The organism is Buchnera aphidicola (Panaphis juglandis) (assembly GCF_964059065.1).
Lineage (GTDB): Bacteria > Pseudomonadota > Gammaproteobacteria > Enterobacterales > Enterobacteriaceae > Buchnera_L > Buchnera_L aphidicola_AM.
The window spans coordinates 213357-230631 of the sequence record NZ_OZ060378.1; the positions used below are offsets into that span (position 1 = coordinate 213357).

The window sequence follows — 17275 nt, forward strand, 5'->3', positions numbered from 1 at the left end:
ATTTTATTCATGGAGATAAAATATTATGATGAATCAAAAAAATTTAAAAAATATTCCTAAAATTATTATAGCTTTGGATTTTTGTAAAAAACATTTAGCAATAGATTTAATAAAAAAATTAGATCCAGAGATTTATAAAGTAAAAATCGGTTATGAAATGTTCATACGATTTGGAGTATCTTTTATAGAAGAAATCAAAAAATTTAATTTTGATATTTTTTTAGATCTAAAATTTCATGATATTCCAAGTACTGTTTTTAAAGCTGTTTATTCTGTTGCAAAATTAGGTATTTGGATGATTAGTATTCACGGTTGTGGAGGTTATGAAATGATGATATCTGCAAAAAAAGCATTAAGTTTATTAAAATTGAATCCTCCATTTTTAGTAGCAGTAACTTCATTAACAAGTTTTAATATTCAAAATTTATCAACAATTGGGGTTTCTAGTTCTATAGAAGAATATGTTATTAAAATTTCTAAATTATCCCAATTAGCAAAATTAAATGGTGTGATTTGTCCAGGTTTCATGTCTAAAAAAATTAAAAATATTTTTGGAAAATCATTTAAGACAATAATTCCAGGTATGAGATTTATTGCTGATGATCATCATGATCACAATATGGTAATGTATCCTGATCAAATTAAAAATTGTGATTGTGATTATATTGTAATAGGGAGAAGCATTACTCAATCTAAAAATCCAATAAAACGTTTAAAAGAAATATTAAAATATATATAATATTTTAATAAATTTTTTATTAAATTAATTATATAGATATTTAATAATAATTTTTATTGTTTTAATATTTATATTATCATCATAAAAATTTAGTATTAATTTCATTGATTACATTGAACATAATATTAATAATTTATGAATATGAATATATTTTATAATTATATGTTTAAAATACTATTTTAATTGGTATAGTATGTTAATTTTTATATGGGTACTATAATTAAAATTAATGAATAATGAATACTTTGAAATATTATTGATAGTATATATTGTAATTATTTTATTTTTATTATATTGTAATATAATTATAAATATATTAGTTACAAAAATTTATCAATAATATTTATATTTTTGTTAAAATTTATTTTAATGAATAATACAATATAATTATTGAAAATTTATTTATAATGTACCAATTTTTATTTTTTAATTTTAAATAATATATTTATATTATGGATAAAAATGTTAAAATATTTTATATTTATTACATTATATAATCATATTAATTTTTTTTTAAAACTGGTGTTGGATTACCATAATTATCAATTGCAACATATATAAACACTCCTTGTGAACTTTTTATATTTAAACCTAATGGTTCGAAAGAAATTTTTTTTACCCATGTTTCAATACTGATTTTTATGGACGTATTACCAATTTCTATACATTTAGCATAACAACTAACAAGATCTCCAATTGATATTCTTTTTAAAAACAACATATTTTCTATTTTTAGAGTTACAACTTTCCCTTTTGAAATTTCTTTAGCTAAAATTGATCCAGCTATATCCATTTGAGACATAATCCATCCTCCAAATATGTCTCCATTAACATTAATATTTTCTGGCATTGCTAATGTTCTTAATACTAGTTTTTTTTTTTTCAGATATTTCATATATTTAATAGATTTTATAAAATAAAATTTATATAATTAATTTTTAAATTAGTAATTTTATGAATTAAATAATTATATATATTTAATATTAATATGATTGTTTGATATTAAATTCGATTTTTTAAAAAAAATGTAATAATTATTATAAATATTATCATATTTAACATAAAGAAAATATCTTTAAGATTATAAAATACAAATATTGCAATTAAAAAAATCATAAATGCATTATATATTTTTATAGAAATAATATTTTTTAACGCACGGAAATAATAATTATTATTGATATATAATATGATGATTGCTATACATAATAATGCTATTATTGGAGAAATAAATGTAAAAAATATAAATTTTATGATATTGAATATTATAAAAAAAATGAAAAAATTTCTCAATTTGTATAATTTTAATATGCCATCAATGTAACTTTTAATATTTATCATATTAACTGCTATAAATAAAGAAGTATTTTAGAAATAATATAATTTATATAATTTAATTTTAATATTCTTGAATTCAATATTATTGAATATGTATTGTAGCATTTTTTAATTTTGTTGCTAATTTTTTAATTTTTAAAAACATATTTTTTTTATCATATTGAAACATTTCAATTAATTGAATAATTACTGATCCACAAATAACACCACTAGATCCCATTCGTATTGAATCAATAATATGTGAACTTTTTGAGATACCAAAACCATGTATAATAGGAACAGAATTATATTCTTTGAGTTGATTAATAATTTTTATATCAGGAATTTTTGCATGGTTCTGATGACCTGTAACTCCAGATCTAGAAATTAAGTAAATATAACTGTTGCTGTTTTTTGCAATATACTCCATGAGTATATTGTTAGCATTTGGAGGACAAATGAAGATTGAAGATATATTTTTATCATTATAATGATTTTTAAATTTTTTTTCTTCTTCTATAGGAATATCAGGAATTAATACTGAATCTATATCAATAGATTTACAATCCTGATAAAAATTTTTAATGCCATATTGGTATATCATATTTGCATATACTAATATTCCAATTGGGATTTTATAATATTTTTGACGAAAATGATACAACATATCAAAACATTTTTTCATAGTAATATTGTTAGATAATGCACGTAAGTTAGCATTTTGAACAATTACTCCATCGGCTAATGGATCTGAGAATGGAATTCCTAATTCTAACGCATTAGCTCCAGAATTCACCAAAATATCAATAATAGTGTAACATGTTTGAATAGATGGGTCTCCTAATGCAACAAATGGAATAAAACACCCTTCTTTATTTTTTTTTAATTTTTTGAACATTGTAAAATATCGATTCATATTTTATCCTGTTTCAGATATTGTTGAACTGTTAATATATCTTTATCACCTCGACCAGATAAATTTACAATAATGGTTTGTTTTTTATCAGGTTTTTTTTGAATAATTTTTAATGCGAATGCTATAGCATGAGAAGTTTCTAGTGCTGGAATAATACCTTCATATTTACATAGTTTTTGAAACGCATCTACAGCTTCTTTATCAGTAATAGAATGATATTCTACTCTTTTAATAGAATTCAACCATGCATGTTCTGGTCCAACAGAGGGAAAATCTAATCCTGCAGAAATAGAATGTGAATTTTGGATTTGTCCATCTTGATTTTGTAATAATAATGATTTCATTCCAAAGTAAATCCCAGGTGTTCCATATTTTATAGGAGCTCCATGTTGTCCTTCTTTTTTTCCAATTCCACCTGGCTCAACACCAATCAATTTTACATTTGTTTTAATAAAATCATGAAATATTCCAATAGCATTTGATCCACCTCCAATGCATGCAATAATAATGTCTGGTAGTTTTTTTTCAACATTTAAAATTTGAATTTTTGTTTCTATACCGATAATTTTTTGAAATTCTCTTACCATAGTAGGATAAGGATGAGGTCCTGCTACTGTTCCTATCATATAATGGCTATTTTTATAATTTTTTGACCAATCTCGTATAGCTTCATTGCATGCATCTTTTAACGTTCCAGATCCAGATTGTACTGGTATAATTTTTGCTCCCATAAATTTCATCCTTAAAACATTTAATTTTTGTCTTTTGATATCTTTAACTCCCATATAAATTCTACATTTTAAATTCAATAATGAACATGCAAATGCTGTTGCAACCCCATGTTGTCCTGCTCCTGTTTCTGCTAATACTTCTTTTTTTTTCATTTTTTTTACTAATAACGCTTGTGCAAGAACTTGATTAGTTTTATGTGCCCCTCCATGTAATAAATCTTCTCTTTTTAAATATAATTTTGTTTGGGTTCCGCGAGTAATATTTTTACATAGTGTGAGGGGGGTTGGTCTACCTGCATAGTTTTTCAATAATTGTGATAGTTTTTTTTTAAATTTTTTATCTTTTTGAGATTCATAAAAATTTTCTTCTAATTCTTTTAGCGCTGGTACTAATATTTGTGGAACATACATACCGCCAAATTTACCAAAATATGAATTTAAAATACTCATAAAAATCCTTATTGTTGATATATTTAATAATATTATAAAAATAAAATACTATTTTATATCGTTCTTAACATTGTAAATAGAGTTTTTAATTTTTTATGATCTTTTATTCCAGGAGATATTTCAAATTGTGAATTAAAATCTAAGCCAAAAGATTGAAAACTAGATGCTTTTTTACAATTTAATAAAGATAATCCTCCAGATAAAAATACGTTTTCTAGATTATATCTTTTTATATGTTTCCAATCGAAAGTAGTTCCAGATCCTCCTTTTAAATTATCAAAAACGTAGTATTTAATATGTTTTAGATCTAATTGAATAATATTATTTTCTATGAATAATGCTTTCCATAGTTGAATATTTTCAGGTATTTTATTTTTTAGTGTTTTTATGTATTCTTGATTTTCATTACCGTGTAACTGTATAGCATGAAGATTTAATTTATTAATAATAAATATGATGTTTTTAATTTTTTCATTTTGAAACACTCCAACGTATTTTAGATTAGATTGATTAATGATACTTAAAGCATTTTCTAATACAATAAATCTCGGTGATTTTTTAACAAAAATTAATCCACCATGTGTTGCTCCAATTTTTTCAGATATCAACGCATCATTAGGATTTGTTAAACCACATATTTTATTATTTCCAAATATAATGCTATTAATTTTATGACTAATATTTTTTGATTGCATAATGGAAGAACCAATTAAAAACCCATGTACAATATGTTTTAGTTTTTTTATTTGTATATTATTTTTAATACCAGATTCACAAATAATAATTTTATTTTTTGGTATTAAAGGTGCTAGGAAATTGGTATTTTTAATATTTATAGATAAATTTTTTAAATTTCTATTATTGATACCAATGACTTTTGAATCAAGCGCGATAGCTCTTTTTAGTTCTTTTGTATTGTTGATTTCTGTTATGATACCCATATTCATACTATGTGCTATTTTTGAAAAAAAAATATATTGATAATCTTTTAAAATGGATAACATTAATAAAATTGCATCAGCACCATAGTAACGAGCTAAATAAATTTGGTATTCATCAATGATAAAATCTTTGCATAATAATGGTTGATGTACCAATTTATTCATTTGAGATAAGTATTCCATTTTTCCATGAAAATATTTTTCATCCGTTAATACCGAAATTACTGATGCATGTTTTTTATAACATTTTGAAATTTCAATAAGATTGAATTTTTTATTAATTATTCCGTGTGATGGTGATGCTGCTTTTGCTTCTAAAATAAAAAATGGTTGTTTTAGTGTTAATGTGTGATAAAATTTTCGTACAGATGATTTTATTGTTTTCTTTATTTCTGAAATTGGTTGTATTTTTTTTCTTTTTTCTAACCAATTTTTCTTATCGTATAAAATATTTTGTAAAACGTTGTATTTCATAATCATACTCTTTGAATTTTTTTGATATGTTTTTCGATTATTCCGTTATTGAGTTCTTGAAAAGCAATTTTCGTATTTTTTTGAAGATCATCATAACCAAAAACATTTAATAAAACTGCTGTATTTATAGATATTAAATATCGGTATTTTATATCACCAATACCTTTACAAATATCATTAAAGATTTTACAGTTTTTTTTGATATTATTATTTTTTAAATAATAATTTGATATTTTATTAATTCCAAAATCTTCTGGGTATAATCTGTATGAACTAATTTCATCATAATTGATTTCTATAACATTGGTATAGTGATGCAATGTTACTTCGTCAATATCATCGCTATTAATGATCATTACTTTTTCATAATTTAATTGACGAACGATATGTGAAATTGGTTTCATTAGATTTTTAGAATAAACACCAATCACTGCAAGATCTGGGTGTGATGGATTAAGTAATGGTCCTAATATATTAAAGATAGTTCTTGTATTAAGTTGTTTTCTAATTTTTGATACATTTTGGAAACCAGAATGATAATTAGGGGCATATATAAAACAAACATTATTGTTATCTAGTTGATTTTTTATTTTTTTATAAGATTTATGAATTTTAATATTATTTATTTTTAATATATCTGATGATCCTAATGAACTGGATACGCCTTTATTACAATGTTTAATAATTTTTAAACCTAATGATGAACCTAATAAAGCACTTAATGTAGAAATATTAATAGTATTTATATCATCACCACCAGTTCCAACAATATCTGCAAATTGATATTTTGGTTTTTTAAAAAATACCATATTTTTATTAAATGCTTTAACTGCACCAATTATTTCATTAATGGAAATTGATCTCATTTTTATTGAAACAAGAGCAGCAGAAATTTCAATAGACGATATTTTTTTATGAATAATGTTTTGAAATAAATTATAACTTTCTATTTCATTTAGTTGTTTTAATGAATACAGTTTTTTAAAAATTTTTTTCATGATATCATTGAATTATAATACAAAGGTAATATTAATGATATTATATACTATTTTGAATAATTTATTATAAATTAATTCATAATAAAATATAACATATTTTTAAATTTCTGTTGTAACTATAATTATTTCATATATTTAATTTATAAAATAAAAATAATAGTATCATCATAAATTCTAATTGATATCATATTTTTACTTTTAATGATATTTGTATCAAAATTAAATGATTATAATAATGATTTTATACATTATAAAATACTTAAATGCATTTCTTTTTTTATGATACATTATTTTTAATATATAAAAATAAATAATAAATTGATTATGGATAATATAGTAAAAAAAAATTTTTTTTTAAATAAGTTTAATTTATTAAATTTTGATCGTAAAAAAATGAATGATTTCTTTAGTTCTATTAATGAAAAATCATTTCGAGTAGATCAAATTATGATATGGATGTATCAAAAATTTTGTCATGATTTTGATAAAATGACTAATTTCTCTTATAAATTAAGAAATAAACTAAAAAAAATTAGTGTGATACAAATACCAAAATTTGTTAATGAAGTAATTTCTGAAGATCATACGATTAAATGGATAATAAATTCTGAAAATGGAATTTTTGAAACAGTATATATACCTGAAAAAAAAAGAGGGACATTGTGCTTATCATCGCAAATAGGTTGCATTTTAAATTGTCAATTTTGTTCTACTGGTATGCAGGGATTTCATAGAAATTTGTTAGTTTCAGAAATAATTGGTCAGATTTTAATGGCTTATAAATGCATTAATTATAAAAATCAATTAATGTATCACCCCATTACTAATATAGTAATGATGGGTATGGGGGAACCATTATTAAATTTTAAAAATCTTATTTGTTCATTAAATATTATTTTTGATAAAAATGGATTAAATTTTTCAAAAAAAAAAGTTGTCGTATCAACATCAGGTATTGTCCCAGCTTTAGACAAATTATCCAAAATTATGGATGTAAAGTTGGCAATTTCATTACATGCATCTAATGATATTTTAAGAAATAAGTTAATGCCAGTAAATTATAAATATAGTATTAAATCTTTATTATCTTCAATAAAACGTTTTTTAAAAATATCCAAATTAAATAAAAATGGAATTACTATAGAATATGTAATGTTAAAAAATATCAATGATACTTTACTTCATGCAAAAGAATTATCGATACTTTTAAAAAATATACCTAGCAAAATTAATTTGATTCCATGGAATTATTTTCCAAATTCAAATTTTTCATGTAGTTTATTTTCTCAAATAAATGATTTTTTTTGTTTTATGGTTAAAAAAGGTTTCACTGTAACTATTCGTAAAAAGAGAGGACATGATATTCAGGCAGCATGCGGTCAATTATCAACTATTAGTATTGATTCTATACAATCAGTTTAATATAATTTTTTTAAATATAGACGTTTTAAAAAAAATTATATTGTAATAGGAAAATTTAGTGAACAATTTTATTAAATCTATAAAAGGTATGCATGATTGTTTACCACAAGAAGTTTTACTGTGGAATAAAATAGAAAATTTATTCAAAAAAATACTTTTTAATTATGGTTATTCAGAAATTAGGTTACCAATTTTAGAGAAAACTGATTTGTTTAAAAGAACTATTGGAAATAATACTGATATCATTGGTAAAGAAATGTATTCTTTTAATGATAAAAATGGAATAAGTTTCACATTACGACCAGAAGCAACAACAAGTTGTGTTCGATCAGTGATTCAAAATCATTTATTACATAATAAAAAACAAAAATTATGGTATTATGGACCTATGTTTAGGTATGAGCGACCTCAAAAAGGAAGATATCGTCAATTTTATCAATTTGGAATTGAAACCTTTGGATTTTCAGAATTAGATATAGAGTTAGAATTAATAATGTTAATTAATAGATTTTTAAAAAAACTGGGAATTTTACAATATTTAACTTTGGAAATTAATTCAATTGGATCTATTTTAAATAGAAAAAAATATCAAATGGTGTTAAATGATTTTTTAAAAAAACACCAATCTGTATTAGATGAAAATTCTTTACATAAATTAGAAAAAAATTCATTAAGAATTTTAGATAGTAAGAATGATAATATTCAGAAACTATTACTACAAGCACCTAAGTTAATGGATTTCGTTGATAAAAAAAATAAAAATAAATTTCAAGAATTATGTAATCATATGACTGATTTAAATATTTCATACAATATTAATTATCGATTAGTACGTGGATTAGATTATTACAATGACATTGTTTTTGAATGGAAAACAAAATATTTGGGATCAAAAAATACTATATGTGCTGGTGGTAGATATGATAATTTAGTGAATTTATTAGGTGGTCCAAAAACTCCAGCTATTGGTTTAGCAATGGGAATGGAACGTTTATTGTTATTATTAAATTCATGTCTCATTACATCAAAAAAAAAAAAAGAATCAGATATTTATATATTTTTTTCATCATTCCTTATTAAAAATTATGTATATCATTTTACAGAAAATTTAAGAAATATAGCATCAAAATTAAAAATATTAGTTGAATTTCAACCTATGAATTTTAGTAAAATCTTAAAAAATTTGAAAAAATATTCTACTAAAATCATATTGTTTATTGATGAAAAACAATTACAATATGGTATAATTAAAATTCATCATATTAAAAAAAAAACTTTTCAAGAAATTCATATAGATAATATTTTTAATAAAATTAATGAAATTTTTTATTAGAGTAATAATTTTTTTATTTATATAAATTATTATCGATGAGTATTATTTTAATAAATTTTAAATTTTATAATATTATATTTTGGAGTTCAGTATTGTGTCATATAAAATATTTAATAAAATATCTGATATTAAAACATTAAATTATATAAAACAAGAATCAATTAGACAAGAAAAATATATTTCATTAATTGCTTCAGAAAATTACGCTAGTATTTCAGTAATGCAAGCACAAGGTTCACAATTAACGAATAAATATGCAGAGGGTTATTCAAGTAAAAGATACTACGGTGGTTGTAGTGTTGTGGATAATATTGAAGAATTAGCTATTGATCGCGCAAAAATACTATTTAATGCAGATTATGCAAATGTTCAGTCTCATTCTGGTTCACAAGCAAATTTTTCTGTATATTTAGCACTATTAAATCCTGGGGATAAAATTTTAGGTATGAGTTTATCACATGGAGGCCATTTGACACATGGTGCTCCAGTAAATTTTTCTGGTAAGATATATCAATCTATTTCATATGGTTTAGATAAAAAAGGTGATATTGATTATAATGATTTAGAGCGTATTGCAAAAAAAAATAAACCAAAAATGATTATTGGAGGATTTTCTTCTTTTTCAAAAATAATTAATTGGAAAATAATGAAAGAAATTGCAGATAGTGTTAATGCTTATTTGTTAGCTGATATTTCTCATGTATCTGGTTTAATTGTAACAGGTTTATATCCAAGTCCAATAGAATATGCTGACGTAGTAACAACTACCACACATAAAACTTTAGCAGGACCAAGAGGTGGTTTAATTCTTTCAAAAAATAAAAGTAAAGAGTTTTATAAAAAACTAGATTCTTCAGTATTTCCAGGTAGTCAGGGTGGTCCACTTATGCATGTTATTGCTGCCAAAGCAATTGCATTTAAAGAAGCTTTGCATCCAGAATTTAAAAATTACCAAAATCAAATTTTAAAAAATTCTAAAGCTATGGTAGAAGTATTTTTAAAAAATGATTTTAACATTATTTCTAATGGAACAGAAAATCATTTATTTTTAATAAATTTAATTAATAAAAATACTACAGGTAAAGCAATAGAGGATGCATTAAGTTTGTGCAATATTATTGTTAATAAAAATAGCATTCCAAATGATGTACATAATCCTTTTACTACTTCTGGTATTCGTATTGGAACACCTGCAATCACGCGTCGTGGTTTTCAGGAAAAAGAATCAAAAATGTTATCTGAGTGGATGATAGAGATTATTAATGATTATAAAAATTCTAAAAAAATATTAAATATTAAGAAAAATGTTTTAGATTTATGCAAAAAATACCCTATATATAAATAATATTTAAATATAGTTATGAATAAAACACATAACTATATTTATATTTTATAAATATTGTATTATTTTGGTAAAATGATATTAATATTTTCAACAGAAAAATTGTGTATATTATGAATGTGTGGAATAATACCTAAAAATGGAATATTCATGTATCTTTTGATGGTGTTAATATATTTTAAAGAATTTTTTGTATTTTTCATAAAATTAGCGTACCATCCAGAACATTTTAACCCGCATTGAATAATTGCTTTATAAGTTAAAATAGCATGATTAATACATCCTAATTTTATTGCAACTACAATTATTACTGGTAGATTTTCTTTTTTTACCCAATCTGATAATTTAATTTTTTTATAAATTGGTGTATACCAACCTCCTACACCCTCGATAATGATCCAGTTTGATAATTTTTCAATATATTGTAAATGATGAGATATTTTTTTTAAACTAATTTTTTGATCGTTATCAAAAAAAAAATTTGGTGGAAAATTATTATTCACAAAAAATGGGTTGATTTTTTCATATGTTAATTGTACAGTGCTGTTTTTTTTTAAATATACTGCATCATAATTTTTAAAATGCTTCATTTGTTTAATGCAACCAGATGCAATTGGTTTGTATCCTGCTGTATTGAATCCAATATTTGATGCTTTTTTTAATATAATACCGGATACTATTGTTTTTCCAACGTTAGTATCTGTTCCAGTTAAAAACCATTTTTTAATCATATTCTTTACTTGAGTATTTACTGAAAATTACGAGAATTTTTATTAAAATAACTTTAATATTATCATTAATATATTATTTTTTATATGGCATTGTAATATTTTTTATTTTTATTAAAAATTTTTATATCTTTTTCGTCATGATTTATAACATGTTTTTTTGGATATAAATCTAACATTTTAAATAATTCAATATCTTCTTTTTCTGTATTATTATTTTTTGTTAATAATTTACATCCATAAAAAATAGAATTTGCTCCTGCCATAAAACACATAGCTTGCATATTTTTATTCATGGCTTCTCGACCTGCAGAGAGTCGTATGTAAGATTTAGGAATTACAATTCGAGTAACAGCAATAGTTTTTATAAAATCAAAAGTATTAATTACATGATTATTTTCCATAGGGGTTCCTTTGATTTTCACTAACATATTAATTGGTATACTTTCAGGAGGTGGATTCAAATTAGCGAGTTGTGCTAATAATTCAGCTCGGTCAATGTTTTTTTCTCCTAATCCTAATATGCCACCTGAACAAACTTTTATTCCAGATTTTCTAATTATGTTTAATGTATCTAATCGATCTTGATATTTTCTAGTAGTAATGATTTTTTTATACATTTTTGGAGAAGTATCTAAATTGTGATTATAAAAATCTAATCCGGCATCAGCTAATTGTATTGCTTGATTTTTATTAATTGAACCTAGTGTCATACAAGTTTCCATTCCCATATTTTTAATTTTTTTTATAATATTTAATAAATATGGCATATCACGATCTTTTGGTTTTTTCCATGCAGCCCCCATGCAAAATCTGTTTGATCCTAAATTTTTTGCTTTTTCCGCTTCTTTTAAAACTTTTTCAGTATCTAATAGTTTTTCATTTTTTATATTTGTTTTATATCTAGAACTTTGAGCGCAATATTTACAATCTTCTGGACATAAACCTGTTTTAATAGAAAGTAATGTACTTATTTGAATTTCATGAGGATCAAAATGATTTCTATGAACAGTTTGTGCTTGATACATTAAATTTAAAAACGGTTGTTTAAATAATTCATGAATTTTTTTTACTTCCCATTTTTTGTTCATGTCGTTTTCCGTAAAAATTATATTTTATAAATAAATATTTTATAATAAAAAAATCAATTTATTACATATTTTCATTATGAAAAAAAATGATTTAAAATTTGATTTACAACATATTTGGCATCCATATGATTCCATGAAAAAATCTGTTACTCGATATTTTGTCTCTTCTGCTCACGGAGTATATTTAAAATTAAATAACAATATAAAATTAATTGATGCAATGTCATCATGGTGGTCTGCTATTCATGGTTATAATTTTCAACCCTTAAATAATGCAGCAATACAACAAATAAATAAAATGTCGCACGTGATGTTTGGAGGTTTAACTCATGCCCCTGCAATTAAATTATGTAAAGAATTAATAAAAATATTACCTAAAAAATTAGAATGTATTTTTCTATGTGATTCTGGTTCTGTTTCCATTGAAGTAGCTATGAAAATGGCAATACAGTATTGTAATACAATAAATCATACTAAAAAATATTTTTTAACCATTCGTCATGGGTATCATGGTGATAAATTTTCATCAATGTCTATTTGTGATCCTATTATTTCTATGCACAGTTTATATAATACAGTGTTACCAAAAAACTTATTTGCTCAACAACCCGAATTATCTTTTACAGATTCTTGGAAAAATAATGATATTTCTTCTTTTATGAATCTAATTATACAATATAAATCAAAAATTATTGCAGTAATTTTAGAACCAATTGTTCAAGGGATAGGTGGAATGAAATTTTACCATCCTGAATATTTAAAAAAAGTACGATTATTGTGTAATATGTACAATATTCCGTTAATTTTGGATGAAATTGCTACTGGTTTTGGTCGTACTGGAAAAATGTTTGCATTCGAACATTCTAATATAGTTCCGGATATACTTTGTTTAGGTAAAGCATTAACTGGAGGAATGATGACTTTAGCTGCTACTGTTACAACAAAAAAAATTGCTGATGTTATTAGTAATCATTATCCTTATAAATTTATGCATGGACCTACATTTATGGGTAATCCTTTAGCTTGTTCAGTTGCTAGTAAAAATATATCGATACTACGTACACAAAAATGGAAAATACAAGTACGTCGTATTGAAGAATTTTTTAAAAAAAAATTATTACCATTAATTAATCATCCACGTATTGTACAAATAAGAATTCTTGGTGCAATTGCAGTTATTGAATTCTATAGTTTCATTAATGTAACACTAATACAAAAATTTTTTGTTAATCATGGAGTATGGATTAGACCCTTTCAAAATATTCTTTATTTAACTCCTCCATATATTATTAAAACGCATCATTTAAAAAAAATTATTACAACGATTAAATATGCAATACAAAATAACACTTTATTTTTATGAAATTATTTTAATATTTATTGTATATTATTTACTATATCTTAATTATAATAAGATATAGTAATTTTTATAATCTTCATAAATTATCATTATAATTGTATAATATAAGAAATTATGTTAAATATGATGACATGTAATCCATGTTGGATTTTTACCAACATCATAAGTATTTAATAATTTTAAAAAACCATTATCTTTTAAAATATTATATACAGAAACAGTATTTGATTTTTGTCCAGCAACGATTAAATATTTATCATGTTTATCAATGACAAATGATTTAGGCTGTTGAACAGTATTAAAAACATTTATTATATTTAATGTATTGTCTTTATTAATCTTAAAAGCGGTGATGGTGTTTTGTTTTCTATCAGAAGCATATAAATATTTACCACATTTTGTAGTATGAATATCGGATGACCAAAAAGATTTTATATTCATTTCAGAAAAAAATAAATTTACATTTTGAATATGTTGCAGATGATAAAATTCATGGTTTATTTTCCACACATCAATGGTTGCATTATATTCATTCAAACTGTATAAAAAATTATTATTTTTATGAATATCTGCATGTCTTGGCCCACTATTATGTAAGCATTTTATACTATTCATTTTTTTTAAATAAAAAATTTTTTCTGAATTTTTTTGAAAAGAATATACATAAATATTATTTTTTAATAATGCTGGAATAAATAATATTTTATGGTACGAATCTATATGAATTGAATGACAACCTTTAATGTTATGAACAATTTGAATTGGTAATGACGGACAGTGGTTATTTTGAATTTCATGCATCGTTATACAACCTGAATGATAATATCCACAAAATAAAAGATTAGATTCATCATCTATGTTAATATAATTTGAACTGTATGGAATTTTAGTAATTCCTATTTTTTTTAATATCCCACTTTTTAAAATATCATACGTAATAATACTGTATTCTGGTCTAGTTCCAACATATAGTTTCTTACGTTTCCATGAAATAGATAAAGGTTGACCCTCATTATGATTTGTTCCAATCTTTTGAATTAGATTCATTTTTCCTGTATGTAATAATTCCCATACTTCGATAGATTGGTTTCCAGCTGATACTATATAAATAATTTGTTTCATATATGATCCAATAAAAGTATTATAAAAATATATAATATATTTTAAGTGTTATTATTTAATTTTTTTAAAAAATTTAATATCCATAATATTCTTTTATTATCATCAGATATGTAATATAAATAATTCAAAATATATTGATTACTAATTTTCCATTTTTTAAATTCTGTTTCACAAATTTTTATAAATTTATGAATATTAATGAATTTATTTATTTTAGAAAATTTAATTTGACCTCCATTTTTATCAGATTGAAGATTAATGATTCCAATATTATTCAATAAAAATTTAATTTTTATTTTTGAAATTAAATTTTCAACTTCTATAGGTATTGGTCCAAATTTATGTATTAATTGTTTTTTAATTTTTAGTAGATTTTCTTCTGTATTGACAGAAAAAATTTTTGTATAAAAAAATAATCTTGTATTAATATCTGTGATGTATTTATTTGGAATAATAGTTGGAATAAATAATTTTATTTTTGGTTGTTGATTTTTCAATGTTTCTAATGATAATCTTTTATTATTTTTAATATATTTTATCGTTTTATGTATTAACTGTTTATATAATAATAAGGTAACATTTTTCATGTGCCCACTTTGATGTTTTCCAAATATTTCTCCTACACCTCGAATTTTTAAATCATGTTTTGATAATTCTAAACCAGATTTAAAATCTTTAATAGATTCTATTATTTTTAATCTTTTTTTATTATGTAATGACATCTTATTTTTTTTTGATATTAATAACCATGCATAAGATTGTATTTCAGATCTTCCTACTCGTCCTCTCATTTGATGAAGTTGAGCTAAACCAAAAAAATTTGCATGTTCAATAATAATGGAATTTACTGTTGGTATGTCAATACCAGTTTCTATAATTGTAGTACATATTAATACATCAAATTTTTTTTCATAAAAATCCTGCATAATATTTTTTAAAACTTTTCCGTTCATTTGACCATGACCAATTTTAAATTTTGATTCTGGAACTAATTTTTTGAGTTTTTGAAGTTTTTTTTCTAAATTTTGAATTTTATTACAAATATAGTATATTTGACCATTTCTTGATATTTCAAATAAAATAATTTTCCTAATCAACATATTACTTTTATTTTTAATAAAAGTTTTAATAGGTAATCTATTTTTTGGGGGAGTTAACAAAATAGATAAGTCATATATTCCATATTTTGACATATTCAATGTTCTTGGAATAGGTGTTGCAGTTAACATTAAAATATCAATGTTAGGAAAAATTTTTTTAATTTTTTCTTTTTGAGAAACACCAAATCTGTGTTCTTCATCAATAATTAAAAGACCTAAATCATAACATTTTAGTGTATTAAATAAAATTTTATGAGTTCCAATAATAATATTTGTGTATCCTTTACTCATATTCTTTATACAATTTAATTGTTCGTTTTTTGATTGAAATCTGGATAAAATATCAACTTTGATATTATATTTTAAAAAACGATTTTTAAAATTTTTGTAATGTTGTTGTGCTAATAATGTTGTTGGTACTAAAATAATTACTTGTTTTTGATTATTTACCGCAACAAAAGATGCTCGAATAGCAATTTCAGTTTTACCAAAACCAACGTCACCACAAATCAATCGATTCATTGGAGTTTTTTTACTCATATCAGACAATACTTCATTTATGACAATATTTTGATCTCTAGTCATTTGAAAAGGGAAATCATGACAAAATATTTTATATTTTTCAAGGTTGTTATGAAATGAAAAACCAGGATTTAACGCACGTTGTGCATGGCTATCTAATATTTTAACTGCAAGATCATTTATTTTATTAAATATTTTATCTCTTTCGTTTTTCCATTTCGAACAACCTAATTTATTTAAATGAACATTTTCATCATAATCATAATTATGATATCTTGAAATTAAATATATTTGTGAAATTGGAACATATAATTTCGCATTTTCTGCATACAACAAAGTTAAATATTCTGATGGAATATTATTGCATGTAATTGTACTAATACCTTGATATTTTCCAATTCCATATTTTAAATGCATAACAAGTGAGTTTTTCTGTAATTGAAATGTATGATAATCTTTCATAAATATTTAATTATTATTATAAAATATATTATTATTGTGATTAATATGAATATATGATATTACGTATGATATTTAATTTTTTTAATATGATATGATTTATAATATTTTTATAATACGATTATGTAATGAATATTATGATATGAAATATTCTAAAAAAATATTATAATAAATATTATAATAAAAATTTTAAATATTAATATTTTTAATAATTTTATTTTAAATATTTT

14 protein-coding genes are annotated in these 17275 nt (G+C 22.4%); 5 read left to right on the forward strand and 9 right to left on the reverse strand.

All coding sequences use genetic code 11. From position 1 onward, the window contains the following. Nucleotides 1–28 precede the first annotated feature (28 nt). Nucleotides 29–739 carry an orotidine-5'-phosphate decarboxylase gene (gene pyrF / locus AB4W46_RS01005; RefSeq protein WP_367678678.1) on the forward strand — a complete coding sequence of 237 codons (711 nt, stop codon included), beginning with the start codon at nucleotides 29–31 and terminating at the stop codon, nucleotides 737–739. Between the two features lie 502 nt (nucleotides 740–1241). On the opposite strand, the gene yciA is transcribed toward pyrF, so the two are convergent. The 5 genes from yciA to trpD form a co-directional block, all read right to left on the reverse strand. Further along, complete coding sequence (gene yciA, locus AB4W46_RS01010) at nucleotides 1242–1634, reverse strand: acyl-CoA thioester hydrolase YciA (RefSeq protein WP_367678679.1); 393 nt, start codon at nucleotides 1632–1634, stop codon at nucleotides 1242–1244. Between the two features lie 525 nt (nucleotides 1635–2159). Beyond that, a complete protein-coding gene (gene trpA / locus AB4W46_RS01015; RefSeq protein ID WP_367678680.1) occupies nucleotides 2160–2972 on the reverse strand; it encodes a tryptophan synthase subunit alpha in 813 nt (270 codons plus the stop codon). Next, the gene (gene trpB / locus AB4W46_RS01020) at nucleotides 2969–4153 is read right to left on the reverse strand and encodes a tryptophan synthase subunit beta (RefSeq protein ID WP_367678681.1); all 1185 of its coding nucleotides are present in this window, start codon (nucleotides 4151–4153) and stop codon (nucleotides 2969–2971) included. The genes trpA and trpB overlap by 4 nt, the downstream gene beginning before the upstream one ends. Nucleotides 4154–4206: 53 nt before the next feature. Then, nucleotides 4207–5568, reverse strand: a complete 1362-nt coding sequence (gene trpCF, locus AB4W46_RS01025) for a bifunctional indole-3-glycerol-phosphate synthase TrpC/phosphoribosylanthranilate isomerase TrpF (RefSeq protein ID WP_367678316.1) — start codon at nucleotides 5566–5568, stop codon at nucleotides 4207–4209. 2 nt (nucleotides 5569–5570) lie between these two features. Then, complete coding sequence (trpD, locus tag AB4W46_RS01030) at nucleotides 5571–6566, reverse strand: anthranilate phosphoribosyltransferase (RefSeq protein ID WP_367678317.1); 996 nt, start codon at nucleotides 6564–6566, stop codon at nucleotides 5571–5573. Nucleotides 6567–6890: 324 nt separating this feature from the next. Here trpD and rlmN point away from each other — a divergent pair, with 324 nt between their 5' ends. From rlmN to glyA, 3 genes are all read left to right on the forward strand, one after another. Next, nucleotides 6891–7988, forward strand: a complete 1098-nt coding sequence (rlmN, locus tag AB4W46_RS01035; protein ID WP_367678318.1) for a 23S rRNA (adenine(2503)-C(2))-methyltransferase RlmN — start codon at nucleotides 6891–6893, stop codon at nucleotides 7986–7988. A 58-nt stretch (nucleotides 7989–8046) separates the two neighbouring features. After that, nucleotides 8047–9321, forward strand: coding sequence for a histidine--tRNA ligase (gene hisS, locus AB4W46_RS01040; protein ID WP_367678319.1), 1275 nt, complete (start codon nucleotides 8047–8049; stop codon nucleotides 9319–9321). 94 nt (nucleotides 9322–9415) lie between these two features. Next, entirely contained in the window at nucleotides 9416–10666 is a 1251-nt protein-coding gene (glyA, locus tag AB4W46_RS01045) for a serine hydroxymethyltransferase (protein WP_367678320.1), read from the forward strand. A 59-nt stretch (nucleotides 10667–10725) separates the two neighbouring features. Here the strand turns inward: glyA and bioD are convergent, their stop codons facing one another. Both bioD and bioB read right to left on the reverse strand, forming a co-directional pair. Further along, nucleotides 10726–11394, reverse strand: a complete 669-nt coding sequence (gene bioD / locus AB4W46_RS01050; RefSeq protein WP_367678321.1) for a dethiobiotin synthase — start codon at nucleotides 11392–11394, stop codon at nucleotides 10726–10728. Nucleotides 11395–11474: 80 nt separating this feature from the next. Next, complete coding sequence (bioB, locus tag AB4W46_RS01055; RefSeq protein WP_367678322.1) at nucleotides 11475–12482, reverse strand: biotin synthase BioB; 1008 nt, start codon at nucleotides 12480–12482, stop codon at nucleotides 11475–11477. 76 nt (nucleotides 12483–12558) lie between these two features. Between bioB and bioA the strand changes: the two genes are divergently transcribed. Beyond that, on the forward strand, nucleotides 12559–13845 hold the full coding sequence (bioA, locus tag AB4W46_RS01060; RefSeq protein WP_367678323.1) for an adenosylmethionine--8-amino-7-oxononanoate transaminase: 1287 nt from the start codon (nucleotides 12559–12561) through the stop codon (nucleotides 13843–13845). Between the two features lie 114 nt (nucleotides 13846–13959). On the opposite strand, the gene AB4W46_RS01065 is transcribed toward bioA, so the two are convergent. Then, entirely contained in the window at nucleotides 13960–15000 is a 1041-nt protein-coding gene (locus AB4W46_RS01065; protein ID WP_367678695.1) for a beta-propeller fold lactonase family protein, read from the reverse strand. A 5-nt stretch (nucleotides 15001–15005) separates the two neighbouring features. Next, nucleotides 15006–17048, reverse strand: coding sequence for a DEAD/DEAH box helicase (locus AB4W46_RS01070; protein WP_367678324.1), 2043 nt, complete (start codon nucleotides 17046–17048; stop codon nucleotides 15006–15008). Nucleotides 17049–17275: the final 227 nt, after the last annotated feature.

What these genes read in the sequence shown, in the direction of transcription:
- pyrF (WP_367678678.1), top strand. Translation starts at nt 29, where the DNA reads ATGAATCAAAAAAATTTAAAAAATATTCCTAAAATTATTATAGCTTTG.
- yciA (WP_367678679.1), bottom strand. Translation starts at nt 1,634, where the DNA reads ATGAAATATCTGAAAAAAAAAAAACTAGTATTAAGAACATTAGCAATG.
- trpA (WP_367678680.1), bottom strand. Translation starts at nt 2,972, where the DNA reads ATGAATCGATATTTTACAATGTTCAAAAAATTAAAAAAAAATAAAGAA.
- trpB (WP_367678681.1), bottom strand. Translation starts at nt 4,153, where the DNA reads ATGAGTATTTTAAATTCATATTTTGGTAAATTTGGCGGTATGTATGTT.
- trpCF (WP_367678316.1), bottom strand. Translation starts at nt 5,568, where the DNA reads ATGAAATACAACGTTTTACAAAATATTTTATACGATAAGAAAAATTGG.
- trpD (WP_367678317.1), bottom strand. Translation starts at nt 6,566, where the DNA reads ATGAAAAAAATTTTTAAAAAACTGTATTCATTAAAACAACTAAATGAA.
- rlmN (WP_367678318.1), top strand. Translation starts at nt 6,891, where the DNA reads ATGGATAATATAGTAAAAAAAAATTTTTTTTTAAATAAGTTTAATTTA.
- bioD (WP_367678321.1), bottom strand. Translation starts at nt 11,394, where the DNA reads ATGATTAAAAAATGGTTTTTAACTGGAACAGATACTAACGTTGGAAAA.
- bioB (WP_367678322.1), bottom strand. Translation starts at nt 12,482, where the DNA reads ATGAACAAAAAATGGGAAGTAAAAAAAATTCATGAATTATTTAAACAA.
- bioA (WP_367678323.1), top strand. Translation starts at nt 12,559, where the DNA reads ATGAAAAAAAATGATTTAAAATTTGATTTACAACATATTTGGCATCCA.
- AB4W46_RS01070 (WP_367678324.1), bottom strand. Translation starts at nt 17,048, where the DNA reads ATGAAAGATTATCATACATTTCAATTACAGAAAAACTCACTTGTTATG.